Source organism: uncultured Bradyrhizobium sp. (genome assembly GCF_947648125.1).
Taxonomy (GTDB): Bacteria; Pseudomonadota; Alphaproteobacteria; order Rhizobiales; family Xanthobacteraceae; genus Bradyrhizobium.
In genome coordinates, this window is record NZ_CANSMR010000002.1 from 415,208 (window position 1) to 437,459 (window position 22,252).

At 64.6% G+C, this 22,252-nt stretch carries 20 protein-coding genes; 13 read left to right on the plus strand and 7 right to left on the minus strand.

Annotation, left to right across the window (positions count from 1 at the left end):
• Positions 1 to 126 precede the first annotated feature (126 nt).
• Together rnd and Q0030_RS05580 are read left to right on the plus strand one after the other, a co-directional pair.
• Positions 127 to 1,275: a ribonuclease D gene (gene rnd, locus Q0030_RS05575; protein ID WP_298363806.1), complete on the plus strand. Its 1,149-nt coding sequence runs from the start codon at positions 127 to 129 to the stop codon at positions 1,273 to 1,275.
• Between the two features lie 331 nt (positions 1,276 to 1,606).
• The gene (locus Q0030_RS05580) at positions 1,607 to 1,810 is read left to right on the plus strand and encodes a cold-shock protein (RefSeq protein WP_021079877.1); all 204 of its coding nucleotides are present in this window, start codon (positions 1,607 to 1,609) and stop codon (positions 1,808 to 1,810) included.
• Between the two features lie 89 nt (positions 1,811 to 1,899).
• Here the strand turns inward: Q0030_RS05580 and purN are convergent, their stop codons facing one another.
• Positions 1,900 to 2,550 (minus strand): phosphoribosylglycinamide formyltransferase, encoded by a 651-nt coding sequence (purN, locus tag Q0030_RS05585; RefSeq protein ID WP_298363810.1) that lies wholly within the window; start codon positions 2,548 to 2,550, stop codon positions 1,900 to 1,902.
• The gene (gene purM, locus Q0030_RS05590) at positions 2,547 to 3,620 is read right to left on the minus strand and encodes a phosphoribosylformylglycinamidine cyclo-ligase (RefSeq protein ID WP_298363811.1); all 1,074 of its coding nucleotides are present in this window, start codon (positions 3,618 to 3,620) and stop codon (positions 2,547 to 2,549) included. Before purM ends, purN begins: the two co-directional genes overlap by 4 nt.
• A gap of 160 nt (positions 3,621 to 3,780) precedes the next feature.
• Between purM and Q0030_RS05595 the strand changes: the two genes are divergently transcribed.
• From Q0030_RS05595 to ppx, 4 genes are all read left to right on the plus strand, one after another.
• The gene (locus Q0030_RS05595; RefSeq protein WP_050401447.1) at positions 3,781 to 4,323 is read left to right on the plus strand and encodes a CDP-alcohol phosphatidyltransferase family protein; all 543 of its coding nucleotides are present in this window, start codon (positions 3,781 to 3,783) and stop codon (positions 4,321 to 4,323) included.
• 95 nt (positions 4,324 to 4,418) lie between these two features.
• The gene (locus tag Q0030_RS05600) at positions 4,419 to 5,096 is read left to right on the plus strand and encodes a DnaA/Hda family protein (protein ID WP_298363812.1); all 678 of its coding nucleotides are present in this window, start codon (positions 4,419 to 4,421) and stop codon (positions 5,094 to 5,096) included.
• 132 nt (positions 5,097 to 5,228) lie between these two features.
• A complete protein-coding gene (locus Q0030_RS05605; RefSeq protein WP_298363813.1) occupies positions 5,229 to 7,433 on the plus strand; it encodes an RNA degradosome polyphosphate kinase in 2,205 nt (734 codons plus the stop codon).
• 12 nt (positions 7,434 to 7,445) lie between these two features.
• Positions 7,446 to 8,948, plus strand: a complete 1,503-nt coding sequence (gene ppx / locus Q0030_RS05610) for an exopolyphosphatase (protein WP_298363814.1) — start codon at positions 7,446 to 7,448, stop codon at positions 8,946 to 8,948.
• Positions 8,949 to 8,951: 3 nt separating this feature from the next.
• Here ppx and Q0030_RS05615 read toward each other — a convergent pair whose 3' ends face one another.
• Both Q0030_RS05615 and ndk read right to left on the minus strand, forming a co-directional pair.
• Complete coding sequence (locus tag Q0030_RS05615) at positions 8,952 to 9,791, minus strand: TerC family protein (RefSeq protein ID WP_298363815.1); 840 nt, start codon at positions 9,789 to 9,791, stop codon at positions 8,952 to 8,954.
• Positions 9,792 to 9,901: 110 nt separating this feature from the next.
• A complete protein-coding gene (gene ndk / locus Q0030_RS05620; protein ID WP_050425938.1) occupies positions 9,902 to 10,324 on the minus strand; it encodes a nucleoside-diphosphate kinase in 423 nt (140 codons plus the stop codon).
• Between the two features lie 350 nt (positions 10,325 to 10,674).
• Between ndk and Q0030_RS05625 the strand changes: the two genes are divergently transcribed.
• The 3 genes from Q0030_RS05625 to Q0030_RS05635 all read left to right on the plus strand — a co-directional run bounded on the left by Q0030_RS05625 (position 10,675) and on the right by Q0030_RS05635 (position 13,318).
• Positions 10,675 to 10,944, plus strand: coding sequence for a sulfur globule protein precursor (locus Q0030_RS05625; RefSeq protein ID WP_173643210.1), 270 nt, complete (start codon positions 10,675 to 10,677; stop codon positions 10,942 to 10,944).
• Between the two features lie 233 nt (positions 10,945 to 11,177).
• On the plus strand, positions 11,178 to 11,348 hold the full coding sequence (locus tag Q0030_RS05630; protein ID WP_298363816.1) for a hypothetical protein: 171 nt from the start codon (positions 11,178 to 11,180) through the stop codon (positions 11,346 to 11,348).
• A 107-nt stretch (positions 11,349 to 11,455) separates the two neighbouring features.
• Positions 11,456 to 13,318 (plus strand): ABC-F family ATP-binding cassette domain-containing protein, encoded by a 1,863-nt coding sequence (locus Q0030_RS05635; protein ID WP_298363817.1) that lies wholly within the window; start codon positions 11,456 to 11,458, stop codon positions 13,316 to 13,318.
• Between the two features lie 120 nt (positions 13,319 to 13,438).
• Here Q0030_RS05635 and Q0030_RS05640 read toward each other — a convergent pair whose 3' ends face one another.
• The 3 genes from Q0030_RS05640 to Q0030_RS05650 form a co-directional block, all read right to left on the minus strand.
• On the minus strand, positions 13,439 to 13,990 hold the full coding sequence (locus Q0030_RS05640; protein WP_298363819.1) for a hypothetical protein: 552 nt from the start codon (positions 13,988 to 13,990) through the stop codon (positions 13,439 to 13,441).
• Between the two features lie 115 nt (positions 13,991 to 14,105).
• On the minus strand, positions 14,106 to 14,558 hold the full coding sequence (locus tag Q0030_RS05645) for a DNA polymerase III subunit chi (protein WP_298363821.1): 453 nt from the start codon (positions 14,556 to 14,558) through the stop codon (positions 14,106 to 14,108).
• Between the two features lie 18 nt (positions 14,559 to 14,576).
• The gene (locus Q0030_RS05650; protein WP_298363823.1) at positions 14,577 to 16,079 is read right to left on the minus strand and encodes a leucyl aminopeptidase; all 1,503 of its coding nucleotides are present in this window, start codon (positions 16,077 to 16,079) and stop codon (positions 14,577 to 14,579) included.
• A 360-nt stretch (positions 16,080 to 16,439) separates the two neighbouring features.
• Between Q0030_RS05650 and lptF the strand changes: the two genes are divergently transcribed.
• The 4 genes from lptF to Q0030_RS05670 all read left to right on the plus strand — a co-directional run bounded on the left by lptF (position 16,440) and on the right by Q0030_RS05670 (position 22,241).
• Positions 16,440 to 17,606 (plus strand): LPS export ABC transporter permease LptF, encoded by a 1,167-nt coding sequence (gene lptF, locus Q0030_RS05655; protein ID WP_298363829.1) that lies wholly within the window; start codon positions 16,440 to 16,442, stop codon positions 17,604 to 17,606.
• Positions 17,603 to 18,700 carry an LPS export ABC transporter permease LptG gene (lptG, locus tag Q0030_RS05660; protein WP_092113464.1) on the plus strand — a complete coding sequence of 366 codons (1,098 nt, stop codon included), beginning with the start codon at positions 17,603 to 17,605 and terminating at the stop codon, positions 18,698 to 18,700. The genes lptF and lptG overlap by 4 nt, the downstream gene beginning before the upstream one ends.
• Positions 18,701 to 18,777: 77 nt before the next feature.
• On the plus strand, positions 18,778 to 21,195 hold the full coding sequence (locus Q0030_RS05665; RefSeq protein ID WP_298363831.1) for an LPS-assembly protein LptD: 2,418 nt from the start codon (positions 18,778 to 18,780) through the stop codon (positions 21,193 to 21,195).
• Positions 21,196 to 21,293: 98 nt separating this feature from the next.
• On the plus strand, positions 21,294 to 22,241 hold the full coding sequence (locus Q0030_RS05670; RefSeq protein WP_298364593.1) for a SurA N-terminal domain-containing protein: 948 nt from the start codon (positions 21,294 to 21,296) through the stop codon (positions 22,239 to 22,241).
• Positions 22,242 to 22,252 lie beyond the last annotated feature (11 nt).

Sequence of the window (22,252 nt, forward strand, 5' to 3'; positions counted from 1 at the left end):
AATCGCGCCCGATCAATCCAAAAATGCACTGTCCCTCACCTCGTGCAGGGCCAAAATCCCTGCAAGACCCTTGACATAGCTGCCCTTTCGGCAGAACGCGTGGGGTTAAGCCGTCATGGACTGTTCATGGATCTAATTAGCACGACCTCCGACCTCGCCGCCGCCTGCGACCGGCTCGCCAAACACAAGGTCATCACCGTCGACACCGAGTTCCTGCGGGAGACGACCTACTATCCGCTGCTCTGCGTCGTGCAGATGGCCAGCGCGGATGAAGCCGTCGTGGTCGACGCGCTGGCGCCCGGCATCGACCTCAAGCCGTTCTTCGATCTGATGTCGAACGAGGCCGTGCTGAAGGTGTTTCATGCCGCGCGGCAGGACATCGAAATCGTCTGGCACCTCTCCGGCACGATCCCGCATCCGATCTTCGACACCCAGGTCGCCGCCATGGTGCTCGGCTATGGCGACAGCATCGCCTATGACCAGCTGGTCGATCGCGTCACCGGCCACCGCCCCGACAAGACCCACCGCTTCACCGACTGGTCGCGCCGCCCGCTGACCGAGGAGCAATTGCACTACGCCGTCTCCGACGTCACCCATCTGCGCGAAGTGTTCGCGGCGCTCGATGCCGATCTGAAGAAGCGCGACCGCAGCGACTGGGTCAGCGAAGAGATGGAGATCCTGACCTCGCCGAAGACCTACGACTTCCATCCCGAGCGCGCCTGGGAGCGGCTCAAGACCCGCGTCCGCAAGCCGCGCGAGCTCGCGGTGCTGATCGAGGTTGCCGCCTGGCGCGAGCAGGAGGCGCAGAGCCGCGACGTGCCGCGCTCGCGCGTGCTCAAGGACGATGCGGTCGGCGACATCGCCACCCATGCGCCGACCTCGCTCGACAAGCTCGGCAATCTGCGTTCGCTGCCGAAGGGTTTCGAGCGCTCGAAATGGGGCGCCGACATCATCGCCGCGGTGCAGCGCGGGCTGGCCCGCGATCAGGCGACGCTCCCCAAGCTGGAAAAGCCGAGAAACAATTCCAACGGCGCGGCGACCGTCGAGCTGTTGAAGGTGCTGCTCCGCATGACCTCGGAGCGCCACGGCGTCGCCAGCAAGGTGATCGCCACCGTCGACGACCTCGAGCAGATCGCGGCCAGCGATCAGGCCGAGGTCGGCGCCCTGCACGGCTGGCGGCGCGAATTGTTCGGCGAGGCGGCGCTCAAGCTCAAGCACGGCCAGCTCGCGCTTGCGATCGACAAGGGCCGCGTGGTGCGGGTGGACCGGGGCTAGCAAACCAGGTTCCGGCAGATCCGGCCGTCGGCCAGTGGCCGAACGCGCCGCGCCAGAGTTCGGCCGGCACAGGCTGAGGTTGCGTCACGCGAAACCAGCGCGCTTGCTAAGGCGCAGATTTCGTGTTGCAATCCCTTCACAATCGGATTGCGGCCGTTCGACTGTGCGTTTCACGACGTTGATAGCCAAGGCTTCGAGAGGCGAAACTTCGGACTTGAAGACCTTGGATATAGAGACCCGGGAATTGAACAGACAGCGGAAAGCCCGCTTGTGGCGTGGCACGTGGAAAACGTGGCCGCGTCTTTTTTATGTCTAGACTGGGAGAGAGACGATGCCGAAGGGTACCGTCAAATGGTTCAACCCGACCAAAGGTTATGGGTTCATCAAGCCGGCCGTCGGCGACAAGGATGTGTTCGTCCACATCTCGGCGGTCGAACGCGCAGGTCTCAGCACATTGAATGAGAACCAGACCGTCGAGTACGAGCTGGTGGAGAACCGCGGCAAGGCGTCGGCAGAGAACCTCAAGGTTCACTGAACGCCGCTGCTGGCGGAATTCATCCTGACGCCTCCCCCGGCCGCATCACCCGGGGGATTGTTCTCGGGGATCTCTCGTGCAACCGCGCGCTAGGGCGCCGGCGCGATCAGCGCGCTGTCGGTTGCCGCGCTGCCTTGCGTCCTGCAGACGTCGCCGTCGAGCTTGAGCCGCCCGCTCGCCAGCAGCCGCAGCGCCTCCGGATAGATGCGGTGCTCGATGGTGATCACGCGTGCGGCGAGCGTCTCCGGCGTATCGTCGTCAGCCACGGTGACGGCACCCTGCATCACGATCGGTCCGGCGTCGGTCTCCGGGATCACGAAATGCACCGTCGCGCCGGACAGCTTGACCCCTGCACGCAAGGCCTGGCCATGCGGATCGAGGCCGGGAAAGCAGGGCAGCAGCGACGGATGGATGTTGAGCATCCGGCCGTACCAGTGCCGCACGAATTCGGCGGTGAACAGCCGCATGAAGCCGCCGAGGCAGATCAGCTCGACCTGCTTGTCATCGAGCGCCCGCTGCAGCACCGCCTCGAAACCCGCGCGGTCCTTGCCGAACGGCTTGCTCTCGATGACGATGGTCGGAATGCCGCTCGCGGCCGCCTTCTCGAGCCCCGGAGCGTTGGCGCGGTTGGAGATCACAGCCACGATCTCGGCCGGAAAATCCGCAGCCTTCGCAGCCTCGATCAGCGCGGCCATGTTGGAGCCGCGGCCGGAGATCAGAATGGCAACGCGGCGCTTCATCGCGAGAGATCGAGATGACCGTGATAGACCACGCGATGCTCGTCCTTGGCCTCGGTGACTTCACCCAGCAGCGTCACGGTCTCGCCGCCAGCGGTGAAGGCCTCGGTCACCGCATCGACCGCATCAGCCTTGACGATCGCGATCATGCCGATGCCGCAGTTGAAGGTGCGCAGCAGCTCGGGCTCGGCGATGCCGCCCTGCTCGGCCAGCCACTTGAACACTGGCAGCACCGGCAGCCGCGCCAGATCGATGCCGACGCCGAGATGCTTCGGCAGCACACGCGGGATATTATCGGTAAAGCCGCCGCCGGTGATGTGGGCGAGGCCCTTCACCGCGCCGGTCTCGCGGATCGCGCGCAGGCAGGATTTCACATAGAGCCTGGTCGGCGTCAGCAGCGCCGCCCCGAGCGTCATGACCGGTGCGAACGGCGCCGGCGCGTCATAGGCCACGCCGGATTGCTCGACGATCTTGCGCACCAGCGAATAGCCGTTGGAGTGCACGCCGGAGGACGCAAGACCGATCACGGCGTCGCCCGCCGCGATATCCCCCGTCGGCAGCAGGGTGCCGCGCTCGGCCGCGCCGACCGCAAAGCCGCCGAGGTCGTAATCGCCATCCTTGTAGAGGCCAGGCATCTCGGCGGTCTCGCCGCCGATCAGAGCGCAGCCGGATTCGCGGCAGCCCTCGGCGATCCCGGCGACGATCTGCGCGGTGGCCTCCGGATGCAGCTTGCCGCAGGCGAAATAGTCGAGGAAGAACAGCGGTTCCGCGCCCTGCACGACAAGGTCGTTGACCGACATCGCGACGAGGTCGATGCCGATGCCGCCATGGATACCGGTCTCGATCGCGATCTTCAGCTTGGTGCCGACGCCATCGGTCGCGGCCACCAGGACCGGATCCTTGAAGCCCGCGGCCTTGAGGTCGAACAGCCCGCCGAATCCGCCGATCTCGGCGTCCGCGCCGGGCCGTGCGGTGGCCCGCACCATCGGCTTGATCAGATCGACCAGACGATTGCCGGCGTCGATATCGACGCCCGAATCCGCGTAAGTGAGCCCGTTTTTGCGCTCGGTCATGCCCAATTCCAGATGATAAAGGGCTGGTTACGAGGAATTCTGCCCCCGCGCAATGGCTCGCGGCATTGCTGCCGCGATACTATGTAGATAACACCCGGCCGCCGCGCAAAAGAGCCGGATATCGAGTAAAATCAGGCTTCTAGCCGGGAAGCGATTCAAGTTGAGCATTCCGAATATCATCACCCTCGCCCGCATCATCCTGGTGCCGGTGATCGTCTGGGCCATCGTGTCGAGCCAGATGGAGATCGCGTTCGCGATCTTCGTGATCGCCGGCGTCTCGGACGCGGTCGACGGTTTCCTTGCCAAGCGCTTCAACATGGCAAGCGAGCTCGGCGCCCTGCTCGACCCGCTCGCCGACAAGGCGCTCTTGGTGTCGATCTATGTCGCGCTCGGAATCTGGGGCGCGGTGCCGCGCTGGATCGTGATTCTCGTGGTGTCGCGCGACATCATGATCGTCTCCGCCGTGATTGTGTCATGGTTGTTCGACAAGCCGGTTGAGATGAAGCCGCTGATGGTGTCGAAGCTGAACACGGTGGCACAGGTCGCGTTCGCGGCCCTGGTGCTGGCCTCGCTCGGCTTCGGCTTTCAGCCGCATCCCTACGACCTGATCCTGATGGGCCTGGTCACGATCTTTACTTTGGGATCGGTGTCCCTCTATCTCGTCGAGTGGGTGAGGCACATGAGCACGATCGAGGCTCGGTAGAGCACGATCCGGAAAAATGAAAACCGGTTTTCCCGCGACAAGCGCGAAGCGTTTGCGCAGGGATCATGCTAAAATAAAGTGGTTTGGAGATTTGCGTGGCCGGTAGCGTTCAACCTCGTCAATTGGCCTTGGCCCTGCCGCACGAGGAGAAACTGACCCGCGACGATTTCCTCGAAGGGCCTGCCAATGAGGCAGCGCTCGCGCTGATCGACGGCTGGCCCGACTGGCCGAACCGAATCATGCTGCTGGTGGGGCCCGAGGGCTCCGGCAAAAGTCACCTTGCTGCTATCTGGGCCGAGAGCGCCGGCGCGCGCTCGACCGCGGCGCACGCCCTGACCGCCGATACGGTGCCGGCCGCGCTTGCGACCGGCGCGCTGGTGGTCGAGGACCTCAGGCCATCGGACTTCGACGAGCGCGCGATGTTCCATCTGATGAATCTCGCACGGCAGGACGATGCCTTCGTGCTGATCACGGCGCGGGTGCCGCCGTCGGCGTTCGAGATCGAGCTGCGCGATCTGCGGTCCCGGCTTCGCGCGGTGCCGACGGTGACGCTGCTGCCGCCCGACGACCAGCTGTTCCGCGGCCTGATCGTGAAGTTCTGCGCCGACCGCCAGTTGAGCGTGGACGAGCCGCTCGTCAGCTACCTGACCAACCGGATCGAGCGGTCCTATACCGCCGTCCGCCAGGCGGTCGAGCTGCTCGACACCGAGGCGCTCCGGCTCGGCCGGCCGGTGACCCGGGCGCTGGCGGCCGAGCTGTTGCGCGATGCGTGAGGCGTACCGCGGCTTGACGGCGCAGGCCAGCGGAACATCAATGTCATCGAAACGTCATCGCAATATCACATGGTCTGCGCGGCCCTCGGCTAGACCGCCTCAGCCCCCTGCCCGGAATTGGACCAGCACTTGATGGACTCGGCACAAGCACCTGAAATCAAAGAGAAAGAGGCGGAACTCCCGCCCGTCCCCGCGATCGCGAGCAGCCCCGAGCGCTTCATCAACCGGGAGCTGTCCTGGCTGCACTTCAACCGCCGGGTGCTCGAGGAATCGGTCAATCTCGGCCATCCCGTGCTGGAGCGGGTCCGCTTCCTGTCGATTTCGGCGAATAACCTCGACGAGTTCTTCATGGTCCGCGTCGCCGGTATCAAGGCGCAGGTCCGCGAGGGCATCACCGAGCGTAGCCCGGACGGCCTGCTGCCGGCCGAGCAGCTCGTGATGATCAACAAGACGGTGTCGCAGCTCGCCTCCGATCAGCAGGCGATCTGGAGTGACCTGCGCGACATCCTGTCCAAGGTCGGCATTCAGCTGGTCGACGGGCGCGACGTCACCAAATCCGAACGCACCTGGATCGAGGATCACTTCCTCCACAACATCTTCCCGCTGCTGACCCCGCTGGCGATCGACCCGGCGCATCCGTTCCCGTTCATCCCGAACCTCGGCTTCACGGTCGCGCTGCAATTGTCGCGGATCGCCGACGGCAAGGCGATGAACGCGCTGATCCGCATGCCTGGCAAGATCGACCGCTTCATCCGCATTCCCTCGGCCAAGGAAGGCGCTCCGGCCCGGCTGATCACGCTCGAGCAGGCCACCGGCCTGTTCATCGGCCGCCTGTTCCCCGGCTACACCGTCAAGGGCCAGGGCGCGTTCCGCATCATCAGGGACTCCGAACTCGAAATCGAGGAAGAGGCCGAAGACTTGGTTCGCCTGTTCGAGACCGCGCTCAAGCGCCGCCGGCGCGGATCGGTGATCCGGCTCGAGATCGAGGCCACGATGCCCGAAGAGCTGCGCACCTTCGTGCAGCACGCATTATCGGCCGCGGACGATGAAGTGATCCTGGTCGACGGCGTGCTCGCGATGAACGAGCTGTCGCAGCTCACCCGCCTCAATCGCCCCGACCTCGAATTCCCGCCCTACGTGCCGCGCCACCCCGAGCGCGTGCGCGACCATGGCGGCGATATCTTTGCCGCGATCAGGCAGAAGGACCTCGTGGTCCACCACCCCTACGAATCCTTCGACGTCGTCGTCCAGTTCCTGCAACAGGCGGCGCGCGATCCCGACGTGGTCGCGATCAAGCAGACGCTGTATCGCACCTCGAACAACTCGCCGATCGTGCGCGCGCTGGCGGAAGCTGCCGAAGCCGGCAAGTCGGTGACCGCGCTGATCGAGTTGAAGGCGCGCTTCGACGAGGAAGCCAATATCCGCTGGGCGCGCGACCTCGAGCGCGCCGGCGTGCAGGTCGTCTACGGCTTCATCGAGCTGAAGACGCACGCCAAGCTGTCGATGGTGGTGCGCCGCGAGGGCGGCAATCTCACGACCTATGTGCACACCGGAACCGGCAACTACCATCCGGTCACCGCACGCATCTACACCGACCTCTCCTACTTCACCTCGGATCCGATCATCGCCCGCGACGTCGCGCGGGTGTTCAATTACATCACCGGCTATGCCGAGCCGAGCGACATCGAGAAGATGGCGGTGTCGCCGCTGACGCTGCGCAAGCGGATCATCGAGCACATCCACGGCGAGATCGCCCACGTCAAGCATGGCCGGCCCGGCGCGGTCTGGATGAAGATGAACGCGCTGGTCGACCCTGACATCATCGACGCGCTGTACGAGGCCTCGCAGGCCGGCGTCGCGGTCGAGCTCGTGGTGCGCGGCATCTGCTGCCTGCGGCCCGGGCTGCCGGGATTGTCGGAGAACATTCGCGTCAAATCGGTGATCGGCCGATTCCTGGAACACGGCCGAATCTATTGCTTCGGTATGGGCCAGGGCCTGCCGAGCACAAAAGCTGCTGTGTATATCTCGTCCGCCGACATGATGCCGCGGAACCTCGACCGCCGCGTCGAGGTTCTCTGTCCGCTGCAAAATCCGACGGTGCATCAGCAGGTTCTCGAACAGATCATGGTCGCGAACCTGAAGGACACCGAGCAGAGCTGGCAATTGTTGCCGGATGGGTCGTCAACGCGTATGAAGGCCGCGAAAGGCGAAGAGCCCTTCAATCTGCATGACTATTTCATGACAAATCCGAGTCTGTCCGGCCGTGGTAAGTCTCTCAAGGAATCTTCACCGCGCCGTCTCACGCGTCGCAACGAGCGTCAGCAGTCATCGTCTTAAGGGGGCTTTACGGTGAAGCGGCCGCGGAAGCGCGCTTCCAGCGTCGCTGTGATCGATATCGGCTCGAACTCGGTTCGTCTCGTGGTTTACGAGGCGATGGCGCGCAGCCTCATCACCATCTTCAACGAGAAGGCGCTGTGCGGGCTCGGACGCGAGGTGCAGAGCACTGGCCTGCTCGCGACCGATGCCGTGAACAAGGCGCTCACCGCGTTGCGCCGCTTTCGCGCGCTGTGCAAGATTCAGCAGGTCGGCCGCGTCTACGCGATCGCGACCGCGGCCTGCCGCGACGCCAAGAACGGCCCGGACTTCATCGCCAAGGCCGAGCGCATCTGCGGCGCCAAGATCGAAATCCTCACCGGGCCGCGTGAAGCCAAGCTGTCTGCGCTCGGCGTCGTCTCGGGTGTGCACAATCCGAACGGCATCGTCGGCGATCTCGGCGGCGGCTCGCTCGAACTGATCGACGTCAAGGGCAACCGGGTGCGCAGCGGCGTGACGCTGCCGCTCGGCAGCCTTGCGCTGCAGGACCTCTCGAACAAATCGCTCAAGCGCGCCGAACGCATCGTCAAGAACGAGCTGCTCGGCGTCGCCCAGCTCAAGACCGGCCGCGGCCGCACCTTCTACGCGGTCGGCGGCACCTGGCGCGCGCTAGCGCGCATCCACATCATCCAGAGCGGCTACCCGCTCAAGGTGATGCACGGCTATTCGATTCCGGCGGCGGACGCGCTCGACTTCGCGCAGCGGCTGCGGCGGCTCGCGGCCACCAACATGCTGGCCAATATCGAGTCGGTCGCCGATGCGCGGCGGCCGCTATTGGCCTACGCCGCGCTCGTGCTCGAATACATCATCCGCGTGGCCCAGCCGAAGACCATCGTGTTCTCGACCTTCGGCGTGCGCGAGGGCCTGCTCTACGAGATGCTGCCGCAGGCCGAGCGCGCCAAGGACGGGCTGGTGTGTGCCGCGCAGAACCTCAACGAATTGCTGTCGCGCTCCGCCCGCCACGCCCAGGAGCTGACCTCCTGGACCGACCGGCTGGTGCGCGTCGTCCGGCTGCGCGAGACCGAGGAAGACCGCAGGCTGCGGCACGTCGCCTGCCTGCTCTCAGACATCGGCTGGCGCGTGCATCCCGATCATCGCGGCGAGGAAACCCTCAGCCTTATCATGAACGGCAATTTCGGCTCGATCACGCATCAGGGCCGTGCCTTCGTCGCGCTGTCGGTGTTCTATCGCTACGCCGGCCTCAGCGAGGAGAACGAACCGCCGCCGCAGATCCGCGCGCTGGTGACGCCGGCGATGGACGAGCGCGCGCGCGTGCTCGGTGCCGCGTTCCGTGTCGCCCATCTGATCACGGCGGCGCGCACCGGCGTGCTGCCGGCGACGCATTTCCGCACCCAGGGCCGCAAGCTGATGCTGGTGTTCGAGCACCGGATGGTGGATCTGGTCGCCGATCGCGTCGGCAGCCGCTTCAAGCAATTGGCGCGGCTGGTTGGGCGCGCCGGCTCGATCGTACGGCGCTAGACATTACGCCGCCTTGGCGGCGTGCTTGTCCTTGCGGAGCGCGTGACGGCGCCAGATCGATCCGATGAGCAGCACTACGACGATGCCGAGCACGGCGAGCGTGATCTCGCCGCCGTTGCCGCCATGGGCGAATTGCGGCGACATGCCGACCGAGGTCAGCCAGGAATCGAGCCTGGCACCGAGCGGTCCGGCAAACAGCGCATCCAGCCTGGGATGCACGGCCGGATCGGTCGCTATGACGTCGCCCGCGATCCAGCCGAGCAGCGCGGCGCCGGCCCAGACCAGGACCGGCAGCTTGGTGAGCAGCGCCATGATCAGCGCCGCACCGGCAACGATCAGGGGGACGCTGATCGCAAGTCCGAGCACCAGCAGCGGCACGCTTCCATTGGCGGCAGCGGCGACCGCGATCACATTGTCGAGGCTCATCACGATGTCGGCGACGACGACGATCTGAACCGCGGCCCACAGATGCGAGGCCGTGTGCACGCTGTCCTCGTCCTCCTGCTCCGGCACCAGGAGCTTGGCGGCAATCACGATCAGCGCCAGTCCGCCGACCAGCTTCAGATAGGGAAGCGCCATCAGGCTGGCGACGATGCCGGTGAAGATGACGCGCAGCAGCACCGCCGCGGCGGCGCCGAGAATCATGCCCCACAAGCGCTGGCGCGGCGCGAGTCCGCGGCACGCGAGCGCGATCACGAGCGCGTTGTCGCCCGACAGCAGGACGTTGATCCAGATGATCTTGCCAACGGCGACCCAGAAGGTCGGGGTCGCCATCTCGTTCTTGAACTCGGTGAAGAACGCGCCGATGTACGCCGGATCAAAGATCTGCCACAGCCAGTCCACAGCGAGTCCTATTCGGCCCTGCGGCCGCCCCTGGCGGCGGTGGGCCGCCGCTCCCAGTTCATTTTGACGCGGTCTCCCCAGGAGACCGCGTCACTTTCAGTTGAGCGGCGTCAGCCGACGATCTCGTTGCCGGCGAAGAACTGCGCGATCTCGATCACCGCGGTCTCCGGCGCATCCGAACCGTGCACCGAATTCTCGCCGATCGACTTCGCATACAGCTTGCGGATGGTGCCTTCGGCGGCCTTCGACGGATCGGTCGCACCCATCACGTCGCGATACTTCAGGATGGCGCCCTCGCCTTCCAGCACCTGGACCACCACGGGGCCGGAGGTCATGAAGTCGACCAGTTCGCCGAAGAACGGCCGCGCCTTGTGAACGGCATAGAATGTTTCGGCCTGGCCGCGGGTCATCTGGATGCGCTTCTGCGCCACGACCCGCAGGCCCGCCTTCTCGATCACCGCATTGACCGCGCCGGTCAGGTTGCGCTCGGTGGCATCGGGCTTGATGATCGAAAAGGTGCGTTCAATCGCCATGATTTCGTCCTTGTAAACGGTGGCTGGGAGTTGCCGGGGCTTATATCGGCGCGATGGGGCAACGGCAAGCGACCCTGTGACGCGTTAGCCTTTAGTTTTGATGGATTTTCACGACGAAAACCGTCGTCCGGGCGGTCTCCGGACAGAGACAGGCTCGGCCAACTTACCGCGATTTCACTTAGGTGAACCCATTCTGACAGCGCCGTGCCGCTGCCGTTCAGCTCCAGCCGCCTAAGCTCTCCACCGATCGGACGCCTTGCTGGCCCCCCATCCGCAAGCCTCACAGGACGTCTCGGGAAACGATGTCACAGCGGGCGCGTCACGCGCGCTCATACCTCGAGGAGACGATCATGTTACGCAAATTATCGCTCGCTGCCGTTGCCGCAATTTCGCTCGGTGCCGCCGCGCTCGCCCCGACCTCCGCCTCGGCCTGGGGTGGTTGGCATGGCGGCTGGCACGGTGGATGGCACCACGGCTGGTGGGGCGGCCCGCGCGTCATCGTCGGAGGTCCGGCCTACTACGGCGGCTATGGATACGGTTACGGCGGCGGTTGCTACGTGCGCCGCGTCGTGCCGACCCCGTGGGGTCCCCGCTGGCGCCTGGTCAATCGCTGCTACTGATCCATCCTTTCCGTCGACTGCTCCCCTGACTTGCCTTCGCCCCGGCCTCGCGCCGGGGCTTTTTTTCATGCCTGCCCAGGGAACCCGGCCGCATGATCCGCCTCACTACCTCAAGGCAAGAGTAAGGCGGAACGGAAACCAAATTCGGGGGTCGCGACTTGTCATGGCAAGGACTTACGAAACACGCGAGGTGGAACTCGCCAAGAGACATTCCAAGAGCCATGACGATGACAATGACCCAGACCGAGAACGATCCCGATCAGATTGATCGCAAGACCTGCCGTTACATCTGCGATGCCGTGGGTGAGCGGCTCCAGCAAAGCATGCGGCCAGAACCCGCACTTTCGTCCCGCCTGCAGCAGCTGCTCGAGGAAATGCAACGCCGGGAAAACGAGCGCCATTAGATATTATGGGCTGACCAGCAGCCCAGTTGCGTTCTTGCAGCAGCCGTCCGGAGAGATTTTACCGACAGACGGGTTGCGTTTGGCAGCGGGTCCGGTGACAACGCTGCATGCTCTCCATCACTGACATTTCAGTCCGGATCGCCGGGCGGCTGTTGATTGATCACAGTTCTGTGCAAATCGTGCCCGGCGCACGCGTCGGATTTGTCGGCCGTAACGGCGTCGGCAAGTCGACGCTGTTTCATGCCATCCGCGGCGACCTCCCGACCGAGAGCGGCAGCATCGCGCTGCCGCCGCGCTGGCGGATCGGCAGCCTAGCGCAGGAAGCGCCCGACGGGCCCGAAAGCCTGATCAACGTCGTGCTGAAGGCCGACCTCGAGCGCGACGCGTTGCTGCGCGAGGCCGAGACCGCGCACGACCCGCATCGGATCGCCGAGATCCAGACCCGGCTGGTCGACATCGACGCCCACTCCGCCCCTGCCCGTGCCGCGGCAATCCTCTCCGGCCTCGGCTTCTCGACATCAGACCAGGCACGGCCGTGCGCGGAATTCTCCGGCGGCTGGCGCATGCGCGTCGCGCTGGCGGCAACGCTGTTCTCCGCGCCCGATCTGCTGCTGCTGGACGAACCGACCAACTATCTCGATCTCGAGGGCACGTTGTGGCTCGAGAACCACCTCGCCAACTACCCGCGCACGGTGATCGTGATCAGCCACGACCGCGATCTGCTGGACACCTCGGTCGATCAGATCCTGCACCTCGATCGCGGCAAGCTGACGCTCTACAAGGGCACCTACTCCTCATTCGAGGAGCAGCGCGCCGCGCGCGAGTTGCTCGACGCCAAGCATGCCAAGCGGCAGGCCGATGAGCGCAAGCGCCTGCAGGACTTCGTCGACCGCTTCAAGGCCAAGGCCTCGAAGGCGCGGCAGGCGCAGTCGCGCGTCAAGATGCTGGAGCGGATGAAACCGATCACCGCGCTGGTGACCCAGGACGTTCGCGAGATCGCCTTTCCGGCACCCGAGAAGCTGCTGTCGCCGCCGATCATCGCGGTCGATGACGTCTCGGTCGGCTACGAGCCGGGCAAGCCGGTGCTCAATCGCGTGACGCTGCGCGTCGACACCGACGACCGCATCGCGCTGTTAGGTGCCAACGGCAACGGCAAGTCGACGCTGGTCAAGCTGCTGGCAGGCAAGCTCGCGCCGTTCGCGGGCAGGATCACGCGGGCCGATAAATTATCGGTCGGATATTTCGCCCAGCATCAGGTCGACGAGCTCAATCTCGACGGCTCGCCCTATGATCACATCCGCAAGCTGATGCCCGAGGCGCCGGAGAGCAAGGTGCGCGGCCGCGTCGGCGCGATCGGCTTCTCCGGAAAGGCCGGCGACACGCTGGTGAAGAGCCTGTCGGGCGGCGAGAAGGCGCGGCTGCTGCTTGGGCTTGCGACGTTCTACGCCCCCAACATGATCATCCTGGACGAGCCGACCAACCATCTCGACATCGACAGCCGCGCGGCGCTGGCGGAGGCAATCAACGAATTCCCCGGCGCCATCATGATGGTCTCGCACGATCGCTATCTGATCGAGGCCTGCGCCGATCGTTTGTGGGTCGTGGCGAACCAGACCGTGACGGCATACGACGGCGATCTCGACGAATATCGCCGCATGATCCTGTCGGCCAATGACGGACGGACCGTGTCGCGCGAGCGCGTCAAGGAGCCGGCAAAACCGGAACGTGCCCGCAACGAGAAGCGCGCTTCACCCAGGCAGCGGGTCGCGCAGGCCGAGAGCGAGATCGAGCGCATCAACGGCATCATCGCCAAGATCGATACCGCGCTCGCGCTGCCCGACATTTTCACGCGCGATCCCAAGCAGGCCGCACAGCTGACCAAGGCACGCGCCGGCGCCGAGAGCGCGTTGCAACGCGCCGAGGAAGAATGGCTGGACGCCAGCGCCGAAGTCGACGAAGCCGCGAACTAGATTTGATCCGCCGGGCGGAGCCTCATATTCGGTGTCGTCCCTGCCTAGGGCGCGATTGCGCTCCGGAGCAGGGACGACGTGTGGAGGGAGGCATCGACCTACCGCGGCCGGTGAAACGCCCTAGCTGTGCGCGGACTTTTTCTTCTTTGGCTTCGCGGCCTTCGGCTCCGGCGCTGGATCCGGACCGCGCTCGACCGACGTCAGGCGTCCCGACGAGAATGTATAGATACCGGCGCGCGCGCCGCGCGACCATGTCACGACCGCGACGCGCTCGCCGCCCGGCCCGCTGGACAGGTTGACGCTGTCGGGGGCGCCGATGCCGCGCACGACGTCGCATTCGGTGTGGCCGAGTGCGACACTGCCGCCCGTCGGCTGTGGCGGCGGCGCACCGGGCGCCTGCGCGTTCGCGTCAGTGGCTCCCGCTGGCGGCGCCATGCCGGGACAGCTTCCGTCGGCACTGACGAGATCGTCGTTGGTCACCGGCTTGTCCGGCGTCAGCGGCGGCGATTCGATCGAGATGTTGCGGATGAACACCCGTCCGGGGCGCGAGAACCAATCCGCGTCACGCGAAAAGATGTCGGACGCGCTCGAGCAGCCGGCAAGGCTAGGTGCAAGCACGAGCAACGCCAGCAGCGACTTCCGACTGAATGTTCCATCACGCACGATCGACAAGGCTCCTAACCCCTCTACCTAAGGGCTTGTCCGAACATCACTTTGCGGCATGACCGTGACCCGCCCCAAGACCCGCCTCAAGAAACGTCGAATTATCATTAATTAGTCGATATCGCTATTGGCGCCGCTGCCAGCGTCCCCGCTCGTCGGTCTGCCAATAGGTGACCTCGAAGCCGCGTGCCTTGCAAGCAGTCCAGCTCTCCCGCGCCGAAGCCACCGCGTCGGGGTCGTCGCCGTTGAAGACGAGGACCAGGCGCTCGTAGCTGTCGCAGTCGGCCGGGAGCGCCGCGTTGTCGACCAGGAACCGGACATTGGCCCGGTTCGGATTGCCCTCCTCGCTCGACAGGATGATCGGCTGGTCCTGTGCGTCGGCGACACGCGCGCTCGCATGCGGCAGGAACGAATCATCGCTGTAGGTCCACAAATGCGCGTCGAGCGTCTCGGCGCGCTCCTGCGACGTCGATTGCACGACCACCCGCCAGCCGCGCTCGAGCGACTTCTCGAGCAGCGGCGGCAGCACGCTCTCCAGCGTCATGTTCTGCAGATGGTAGAACAGAACCTCGGTCATGCGCCGGCTGACACTCTCTTACTTCTTGGCTTCATAATATTCGGAGACGAGCCGCTCGAGCAGCCGGACGCCGTAACCCGAGCCCCAGCTCTGATTGATCTCGGTCTTCGGCGCGCCCATTGCGGTGCCGGCGATGTCGAGATGGGCCCAGGGCGTGCCGTCGACGAAGCGCTGCAGGAATTGCGCTGCCGTGATCGAGCCGCCATTGCGCCCGCCGGTGTTCTTCATGTCGGCGAATTGCGAGTCGATCTGCTTGTCGTATTCGGGACCGAGCGGCATGCGCCAGACTTTCTCGCCGGTCTCCAAGCCGACCTTGGCGAGGCGCTCGGCGAGTTCGTCATTGTTGGAGAACAGGCCGGCGTAATCGGTGCCGAGCGCGACCATGATCGCGCCGGTCAGCGTTGCGAGATCGACCATGAATTTCGGCTTGCACTTCTTGGCGACGTACCAGAGCACGTCGGCGAGCACGAGGCGCCCCTCGGCGTCGGTGTTGATGATCTCGATGGTCTGGCCGGACATCGAGGTGACGATGTCGCCCGGACGCTGCGCGTTGCCGTCGGGCATGTTCTCGACGAGGCCGATGGCGCCGACCGCGTTGACGCGGGCCTTGCGCGCCGCGAGCGCGTGCATCAGCCCGACCACGCAGGCCGCGCCGCCCATGTCACCCTTCATATCCTCCATGCCGCCGGCCGACTTGATGGAGATACCGCCGGTGTCGAAGCAAACGCCCTTGCCGACGAATGCGACCGGCGCCTCGCTCTTCTTGCCGCCGTTCCAGCGCATGATCACGGTGCGGCTGGGCCGTACCGAGCCCTGCCCGACGCCGAGCAGCGCGCCCATGCCGAGCTTGGTCATCGCCTTGACATCGAGGACCTCGACAGTGACGCCGAGCTTCCGCAGCTGACTGGCGCGGCGCGCGAACTCCTCGGGGTACAGCACGTTCGGCGGCTCGTTGACGAGCTCACGCGCCAGGTTCACGCCGTCGACGATGGACGAATCGGGCGCAAACGCCTTCCTGGCGGAAGCGACGTCGTCGACCGCGATCGAGACGTCGGCCCGCACGGCGCCGTCCTCGCTGTCCTTCTTCTTGGTCTTGTAGCGGTCGAACTTGTAGGCGCGCAGGCGGATGCCGGTCGCGACCGTCGCCGCCTGGCCGGCCGTCATTGTGGCATCGGGCAGTTCCGCGAGGACGGTCATCGCACTGCTGCCGGCGTTGAGCTTGCCGGCCACCACGCCGCCGAATTTGAGAAGGTCCTTCTCCTTGAGGTCGGCCACCTTGCCGGTGCCGATTACGATCAGCCGGTCGACCTTGATTCCCTCCGGCGCCAGGATGTCCAGGGCCGCCCCGCTCTTGCCCTTGAACTGGTTGGCGGCCGCGGCCCGCTTGACCGTCTCGGCGGCAGCTCCGAGCGCCTTCCGGGTGGCGGCTCCCAGCTTCAATTGCTCGTCGCAAAACGCGACCAGAATGCCGCGGGCGGACGCGGAGAACGGGACGAAGCCGACCTTGACGGCGTCGGACATAGGAAAATCCTCCAGAACTCAGGGTGTTGCTCGGGCCTGAGGCGGCCCTTCCGGCACGCGGGGGTGAGCATTGCGATGGCGGTCCGGAGCGACCCGGACCGGGCTTGCCGCACACTATGACCTGTCGGCCGCGCCGCTGCCAAGCGCCGGAGTGGCCGGAAGGCCACAAAAGCGATTAATTAACCATAAATTAAGCGTGCCTTGGCCCGGCCATTTTGTTGACGGATCAAAGGGATGGTAGTGAGATTGTGAACAGAGAGTGAGCCGGACGAGTCCGCGGCTCGACCATAGGGGAACCCGGGTTGACGGGATTGGTCGAAAGCCGTGCGTTTGGTTGCGCCAAGGGGCCGTGCGGTAGCGATGGGGTCGATCGACAAGTACATCTTCAAAACGACGCTGGCGTCGTTTGCGCTTGTCCTGGTCAGCCTTACCGGCGTGATCTGGATTACGCAGGCGTTGCGCGGCATCGACCTGATGACGAGCCAGGGTCAGACCATCCTCACCTTCCTCGGCATCACCAGCCTCGTGATCCCCGCCCTGATCCTGATCATCGCGCCGATCGCGCTGATGATCGCGATCTCGCACACGCTGAACAAGCTCGCGACCGATTCCGAGATCATCGTGATGAACGCGGCGGGCTTCTCGCCGTTCCGGCTGTTCCGGCCGTTCTTTTTTGCCACCTGCGTGGTGGCGGCGCTGGTCGCCTTCATCGGCGCCTATCTCGCGCCCGACGGCATGCGCCGAATCAAGCAGTGGGACGCTGAGATCACCGCGGACGTTCTGACCAACATCCTGCAGCCCGGCCGCTTCGCCCAGCTCGATCAGAACCTGACGATTCGCATCCGCGAGCGCCTGCCCGGCGGCGTGCTCGGCGGGGTATTCGTCGATGATCGCCGCGATCCGCAGCAGCGCGTCACCATCGTCGCCGACCACGGCACCGTGCTGAAGAACGAGAGCGGCTCATATCTCGTGCTGGAGGACGGCAATCTCGAGCGATTCGAAGTCGGCAAGCGCGATCCGACGCTGGTGGTGTTTCAGCGCTACGCCTTCGACATGTCGAAATTCTCGCAGGGCCGCGACGTCACGCTCGGAATTCGCGAGCGCTACCTCTGGGAACTGATGTGGCCGGACGAGAACGACCAGACTTATCAGCAGCTGTCGGGCCAGTTCTTCGCGGAGCTGCATGATCGCTTCATGGCGCCGATCTATCCGTTTGCGTTCGCCGCCCTCACCTTTGCCTTCCTCGGCGCGCCGCGCACCACGCGCCAAAGCCGCAATTTCTCGATCGGCGGCTCGGTATTCGCGGTGTTCGGCCTGCGCATGGTCGGATTCGCCTGCTCCGTCATGGCGGTGAAGACGCCGCTAGCGGCCCTGGTGCAATATCTGATGCTGTTCGCCGGGATCGGCGTCGGGATATGGATGATCGTCGGCGGCGTGGTCGTCGAACCGCCGCCGGCATTGATGGAAGCGATCAACCGGAACAACGAACGCATTGCGCGCCTCTTCCGGAGGCCGGCGACCGCATGAGCATGGTCACAAATACGCTCGGGCGTTATTTCGCCGGCCGCTTCGTCGTCGCGGCGGTGGGCGTGTTCGCGGGCATCTTCGTGCTGCTCGTGCTGGTCGACTACATCGAGATGGTGCGCAAGACGTCGAGCCTTGTCGGGGCCTCCGCGATCACGGTCGCGGAAACCTCGCTGTTCCGCGTGCCGCAGCTGCTCGAGAAACTGATGCCGTTCTGCGTGCTGATCGGCGCGATGACCTGCTATCTCGCGCTGTCGCGGCGGCTGGAGCTCGTCGTGGCACGCGCTGCCGGCGTCTCGGCCTGGCAATTCATCTCGCCGGCGCTGGTCAGTGCGATCGTGCTCGGCATCTTTGCGACCACCGCCTACAATCCGGTGTCGGCCAATCTGCGCGAGCTCTCCAAGCGGATGGAGGCCGAGCTGTTCGGCTCGGCGCCCGGCGGCGGCATCCAGGACGCGTCCGGCTTCTGGCTCAATCAGATCAACGACGAAGGTCAGGCGATCATCAATGCGGCCCGCAGCGAGCAGCAGGGCATCCGGCTGACCGGCCTCACGGTGTTCCGATTCGACACGGCGCTGCAGTTCAAGGAACGAATCGAGGCCCGCGAAGCGACGCTCGAAGAAGGCCGCTGGGCGTTCACGGGAGTACGCCGATACACCCTCGACAAGGCCCCGGTGGATCAGGACACCTTCTACTTGACCACCACCCTGACCCCCGCACAGGTGCGCAACAGTTTCTCCACCCCCGAAACTGTGTCCTTTTGGCAACTGCCGAACTACATCCGTTCGTCGGAGAGCTCAGGGTTCGCGACGGCTGGCTATCGCTTGCAGTATCACAAGCTTATCGCGCAGCCGTTTTTGCTGGCTGCGATGGTGATGTTGGCGGCTTCTGTGAGCCTCCGCTTCTTTCGGATGGGCGGCGTGCAGAAGATGGTTTTGAGTGGCGTGGGCGCAGGCTTTCTGCTCTACGTCCTGTCGAAAGTAACTGAAGATTTGAGCAAGGCTGAGTTGATGCATCCCATCGCTGCGGCGTGGTTGCCTGTCGTTGTGGGTAGCCTCACCGGTTTCTTAGCTTTGCTGTACCAGGAGGACGGGTAGTGGCTACCGTCGCCGCCCGCCAGTTGAGGTCGCCTGCATCCGGGCGGCGCAGTGCCCTGCGCCGTCAACGGAGCCGCATGGCCGCGTTTGGCGTTTCGCTTTCTGCTCTCGTTGCCGCGTTCGTCGTGGTCAGCGCGCTCGACGTCGTCACGTCGACGCCGGCTTCAGCGCAGGCCTTCACCTACAATCCGCGTCCGCCGAAGCCGGTCCGCCCGCCGGCCAAGAATGACGGGCAGATGCTCGTTCAGGCCACCGAGGTCGATTACGACTACAACAACAGCCGCATCTCGGCCGTCGGCAACGTCCAGATGTTCTACAACGGCACCAGCGTCGAGGCCGACAAGGTCATCTACGACCAGAAGACCAAGCGTCTTCATGCCGAAGGCAACATCCGCATGACCGATGCGGAAGGCAAGATCACCTACGCCAACATCCTGGACCTCAGCGACGACTACCGCGACGGGTTCGTCGATTCGCTGCGCGTCGACACTGAAGACCAGACCCGCATGGCGGCGACCCGCGCCGATCGGTCCAGCGGCAATTACACGGTGTTCGACAACGGCGTTTATACCGCGTGCGCACCCTGTAAGGATGATCCGAAGAAGCCGCCGCTCTGGCAGGTCAAGGGCGCGCGCATCATCCATAATCAGACGGAGAAGATGCTCTATTTCGAGAACGCCCAGCTCGAATTCTTCGGCGTTCCGATGGCCTACCTGCCCTACTTCTCGACGCCCGATCCGACTGTAAAGCGCAAGAGCGGCTTCCTGATGCCGGGCTTCACTAGCTACACGGCGTTCGGCTACGGCGTCGAAATCCCCTATTATTGGGCGATCGCGCCTGACATGGACGCGACCTTCAGTCCGCGCATCACCTCGAAGCAGGGCGTGCTGCTGCAGACCGAATTCCGCCAGCGCTTCGTGGACGGCTCCTATCAGATCCGGCTTTACGGCATCGACCAGCTCGATCGGGGCCAGTTTACTGGCCAGCCGGGCGACCGCGACTTCCGCTGGGGCGTCGACACCAAGGGCCAGTTTGCGCTGAACGACAAATGGGTCTGGGGCTGGGACGGCGTCGTGCTGTCCGACTACTTCTTCATGTCCGACTACCGGCTCGCCCAGTACAAGGATCCGTTCGGATCGTTCCTGTCGCTGCCAACAGAAGCAATCTCGCAGCTCTATCTGACCGGTGTCGGCAACCGCAGCTTCTTCGACGCGCGCGCGATCTACTATCTCAGCTACTCGGGCAACCAGAACCAGGTCCCGGTGGTCGCGCCCGTCATCGACTACAACAACGTGATCAACAACAACATCCTGGGCGGCGAGTTCAGCTACAAGATGAACTTCGTCAACCTGACCCGCGAAACCGCGGTGTTCGACCCGATCACGACGACCGCCAACACCAACAGCCTGTGCACGACCACGTCCGCCGATCCGATGGCGCGAACGCCGTCGCAGTGCCTGCTGCGCGGCATGCCGGGCACCTACACAAGGCTGACGGCCGAGGCGCAGTGGCGCAAGTCCTACACCGATCCGCTCGGCCAGATCTGGACGCCGTTCGCCAGCGTCCGCGCCGATGCCATCAACGCCGACATCTCGAATCAGCCGGGCGTTTCCAACTTCCTGCCGGTCGGCGACACCCAGACGGTCCGCTTGATGCCGACCGTCGGCCTCGAATACCGCTATCCCTTCATCAATGTGCAGCCGTGGGGTACGACCACCGTCGAGCCGATTGCGCAGGTCATCATCCGGCCCAACGAACCCAATGCCGGCAAGCTTCCGAATGAGGACGCGCAGAGCCTGGTGTTCGACACCAGCAACCTGTTCGCGGTCGACAAGTTCTCCGGCTACGACCGTGTCGAGGGCGGCAGCCGCGCCAATGTCGGCGTGCAGGCCACCACGCAGTTCGACCACGGCGGCAGCGTCAAGGGGATGTTCGGACAGTCCTACCAGATGTTCGGGATGAACTCGTTCGCGGTCGCCGACGTCACCAACACCGGCGTCGACTCCGGTCTGCAGAACCCGCGCTCGGATTACGTCGCGAGCCTCGCCTATTCGCCGAACCGCACCTACACGTTCAGCGTCCGCTCGCGGATGGATGAAGCGACCTGGAACATCAACCGGTTCGAGGCCACGGCGAGCGCGAATTTCGACCGCTGGTCGATCGCCGTGACCTACGGCGATTATGCCGCGCAGCCGGAACTCGGCTACCTGACGCGCCGTGAGGGCATCCTCACCAGCGGTTCGGTCAAGGTGGCGTCGAACTGGGTGGTTCAGGGTGCGGCGCGCTGGGACCTTGAAGCGAACAAGATCAACCAGTATGCCGTCGGCGCGGGCTATGTGGACGACTGCTTCGTGCTGGCTGCCAATTACGTCACGTCCTATACCTATCAGGCAGGCTCGCAGCCGCCCGTCCTCAGCCACGCGTTCATGTTCCAGATCGGGCTGCGGACCATCGCCCAAACCTCCACGACCAGCAGTTCGGCTGGCGTGCAGTAGCGAGCGAGGGCCTGCCAAGGGGCTTGAATTGGGGGCTTGTATTGCCCGCGGGCCTGTGGCCCCGGCTTGAATTGGTTTAAACGACTGACATGACCACGATGACGACCGCTAGCCTGCCAACCCGCTGCTATCAGCTAGTGTTGAGTTCCCTGCTGGCTCTTTTCCTCCTGCTGGGGGGCGGTGCGCGACTGCATGCCCAGACCATCGCCGTGATGGTCAATGGCGAACCCATCACCAATTTCGACATCGAGCAGCGCGCCAAGCTGAACGCCCTGACCGGCGGCAAGAATCCCGATCGAAAGGCGATCCTCGACGAGCTCATCGACGAGAAGCTGAAGATCAAGGAAGCCAAGAAATTCGGCGTCGATCCCACCGCCAACGATATCGAACAGTCCTATGGCGGCATGGCGCAGCGGATGCGGCTGAACAACGACCAGCTGACCAAGGTCCTGGAGAGCAAAGGCATCCGCCCCGATACGCTCAAGCAGCGCATCAGGGCCGACATGGTCTGGACCAGCCTGGTCCGCGGCCGCTTCAAGGAAAGCCTGCAGGTCGGCGAAAAGGACGTCGCCACCGCGGTCAAGGAGACCGGTGATGCTCCCGACGCCGAAGCGTTCGAATACCGGATGCAGCCGGTCGTTCTGATCGTGCCCCGCGGCTCTCCGCAATCCGAATTCGAGAACCGCCGCAAGGAAGCGGACACCCTGCGCGAGCGCGTGACCAGCTGCGAGGAAGCCAACACCTTCTTCAAGTCGATGCGCAACGCCGCGATCCGCGAGATCGTCGTCAAGACGTCGGCCGACCTGCCGCAGTCGCTGCGCGACATCCTGGACAAGACCCCGGTCGGCCACCTCACCCCTCCCGAAGTCACCAAGCAGGGCATCGAGATGGTCGCCCTCTGCGGCAGGAAGGCGACGACGGTAGACACGCCGAAGAAGCGTGAGATGCGGGACAAGATGTACGTGCAGAAGTACGAGGCGAAGTCGAAGGCCTACCTGCAGGAAGTCCGAAAAGCCGCGATGATCGAATATCCGGGCGGGCGATGATCGACTATCGT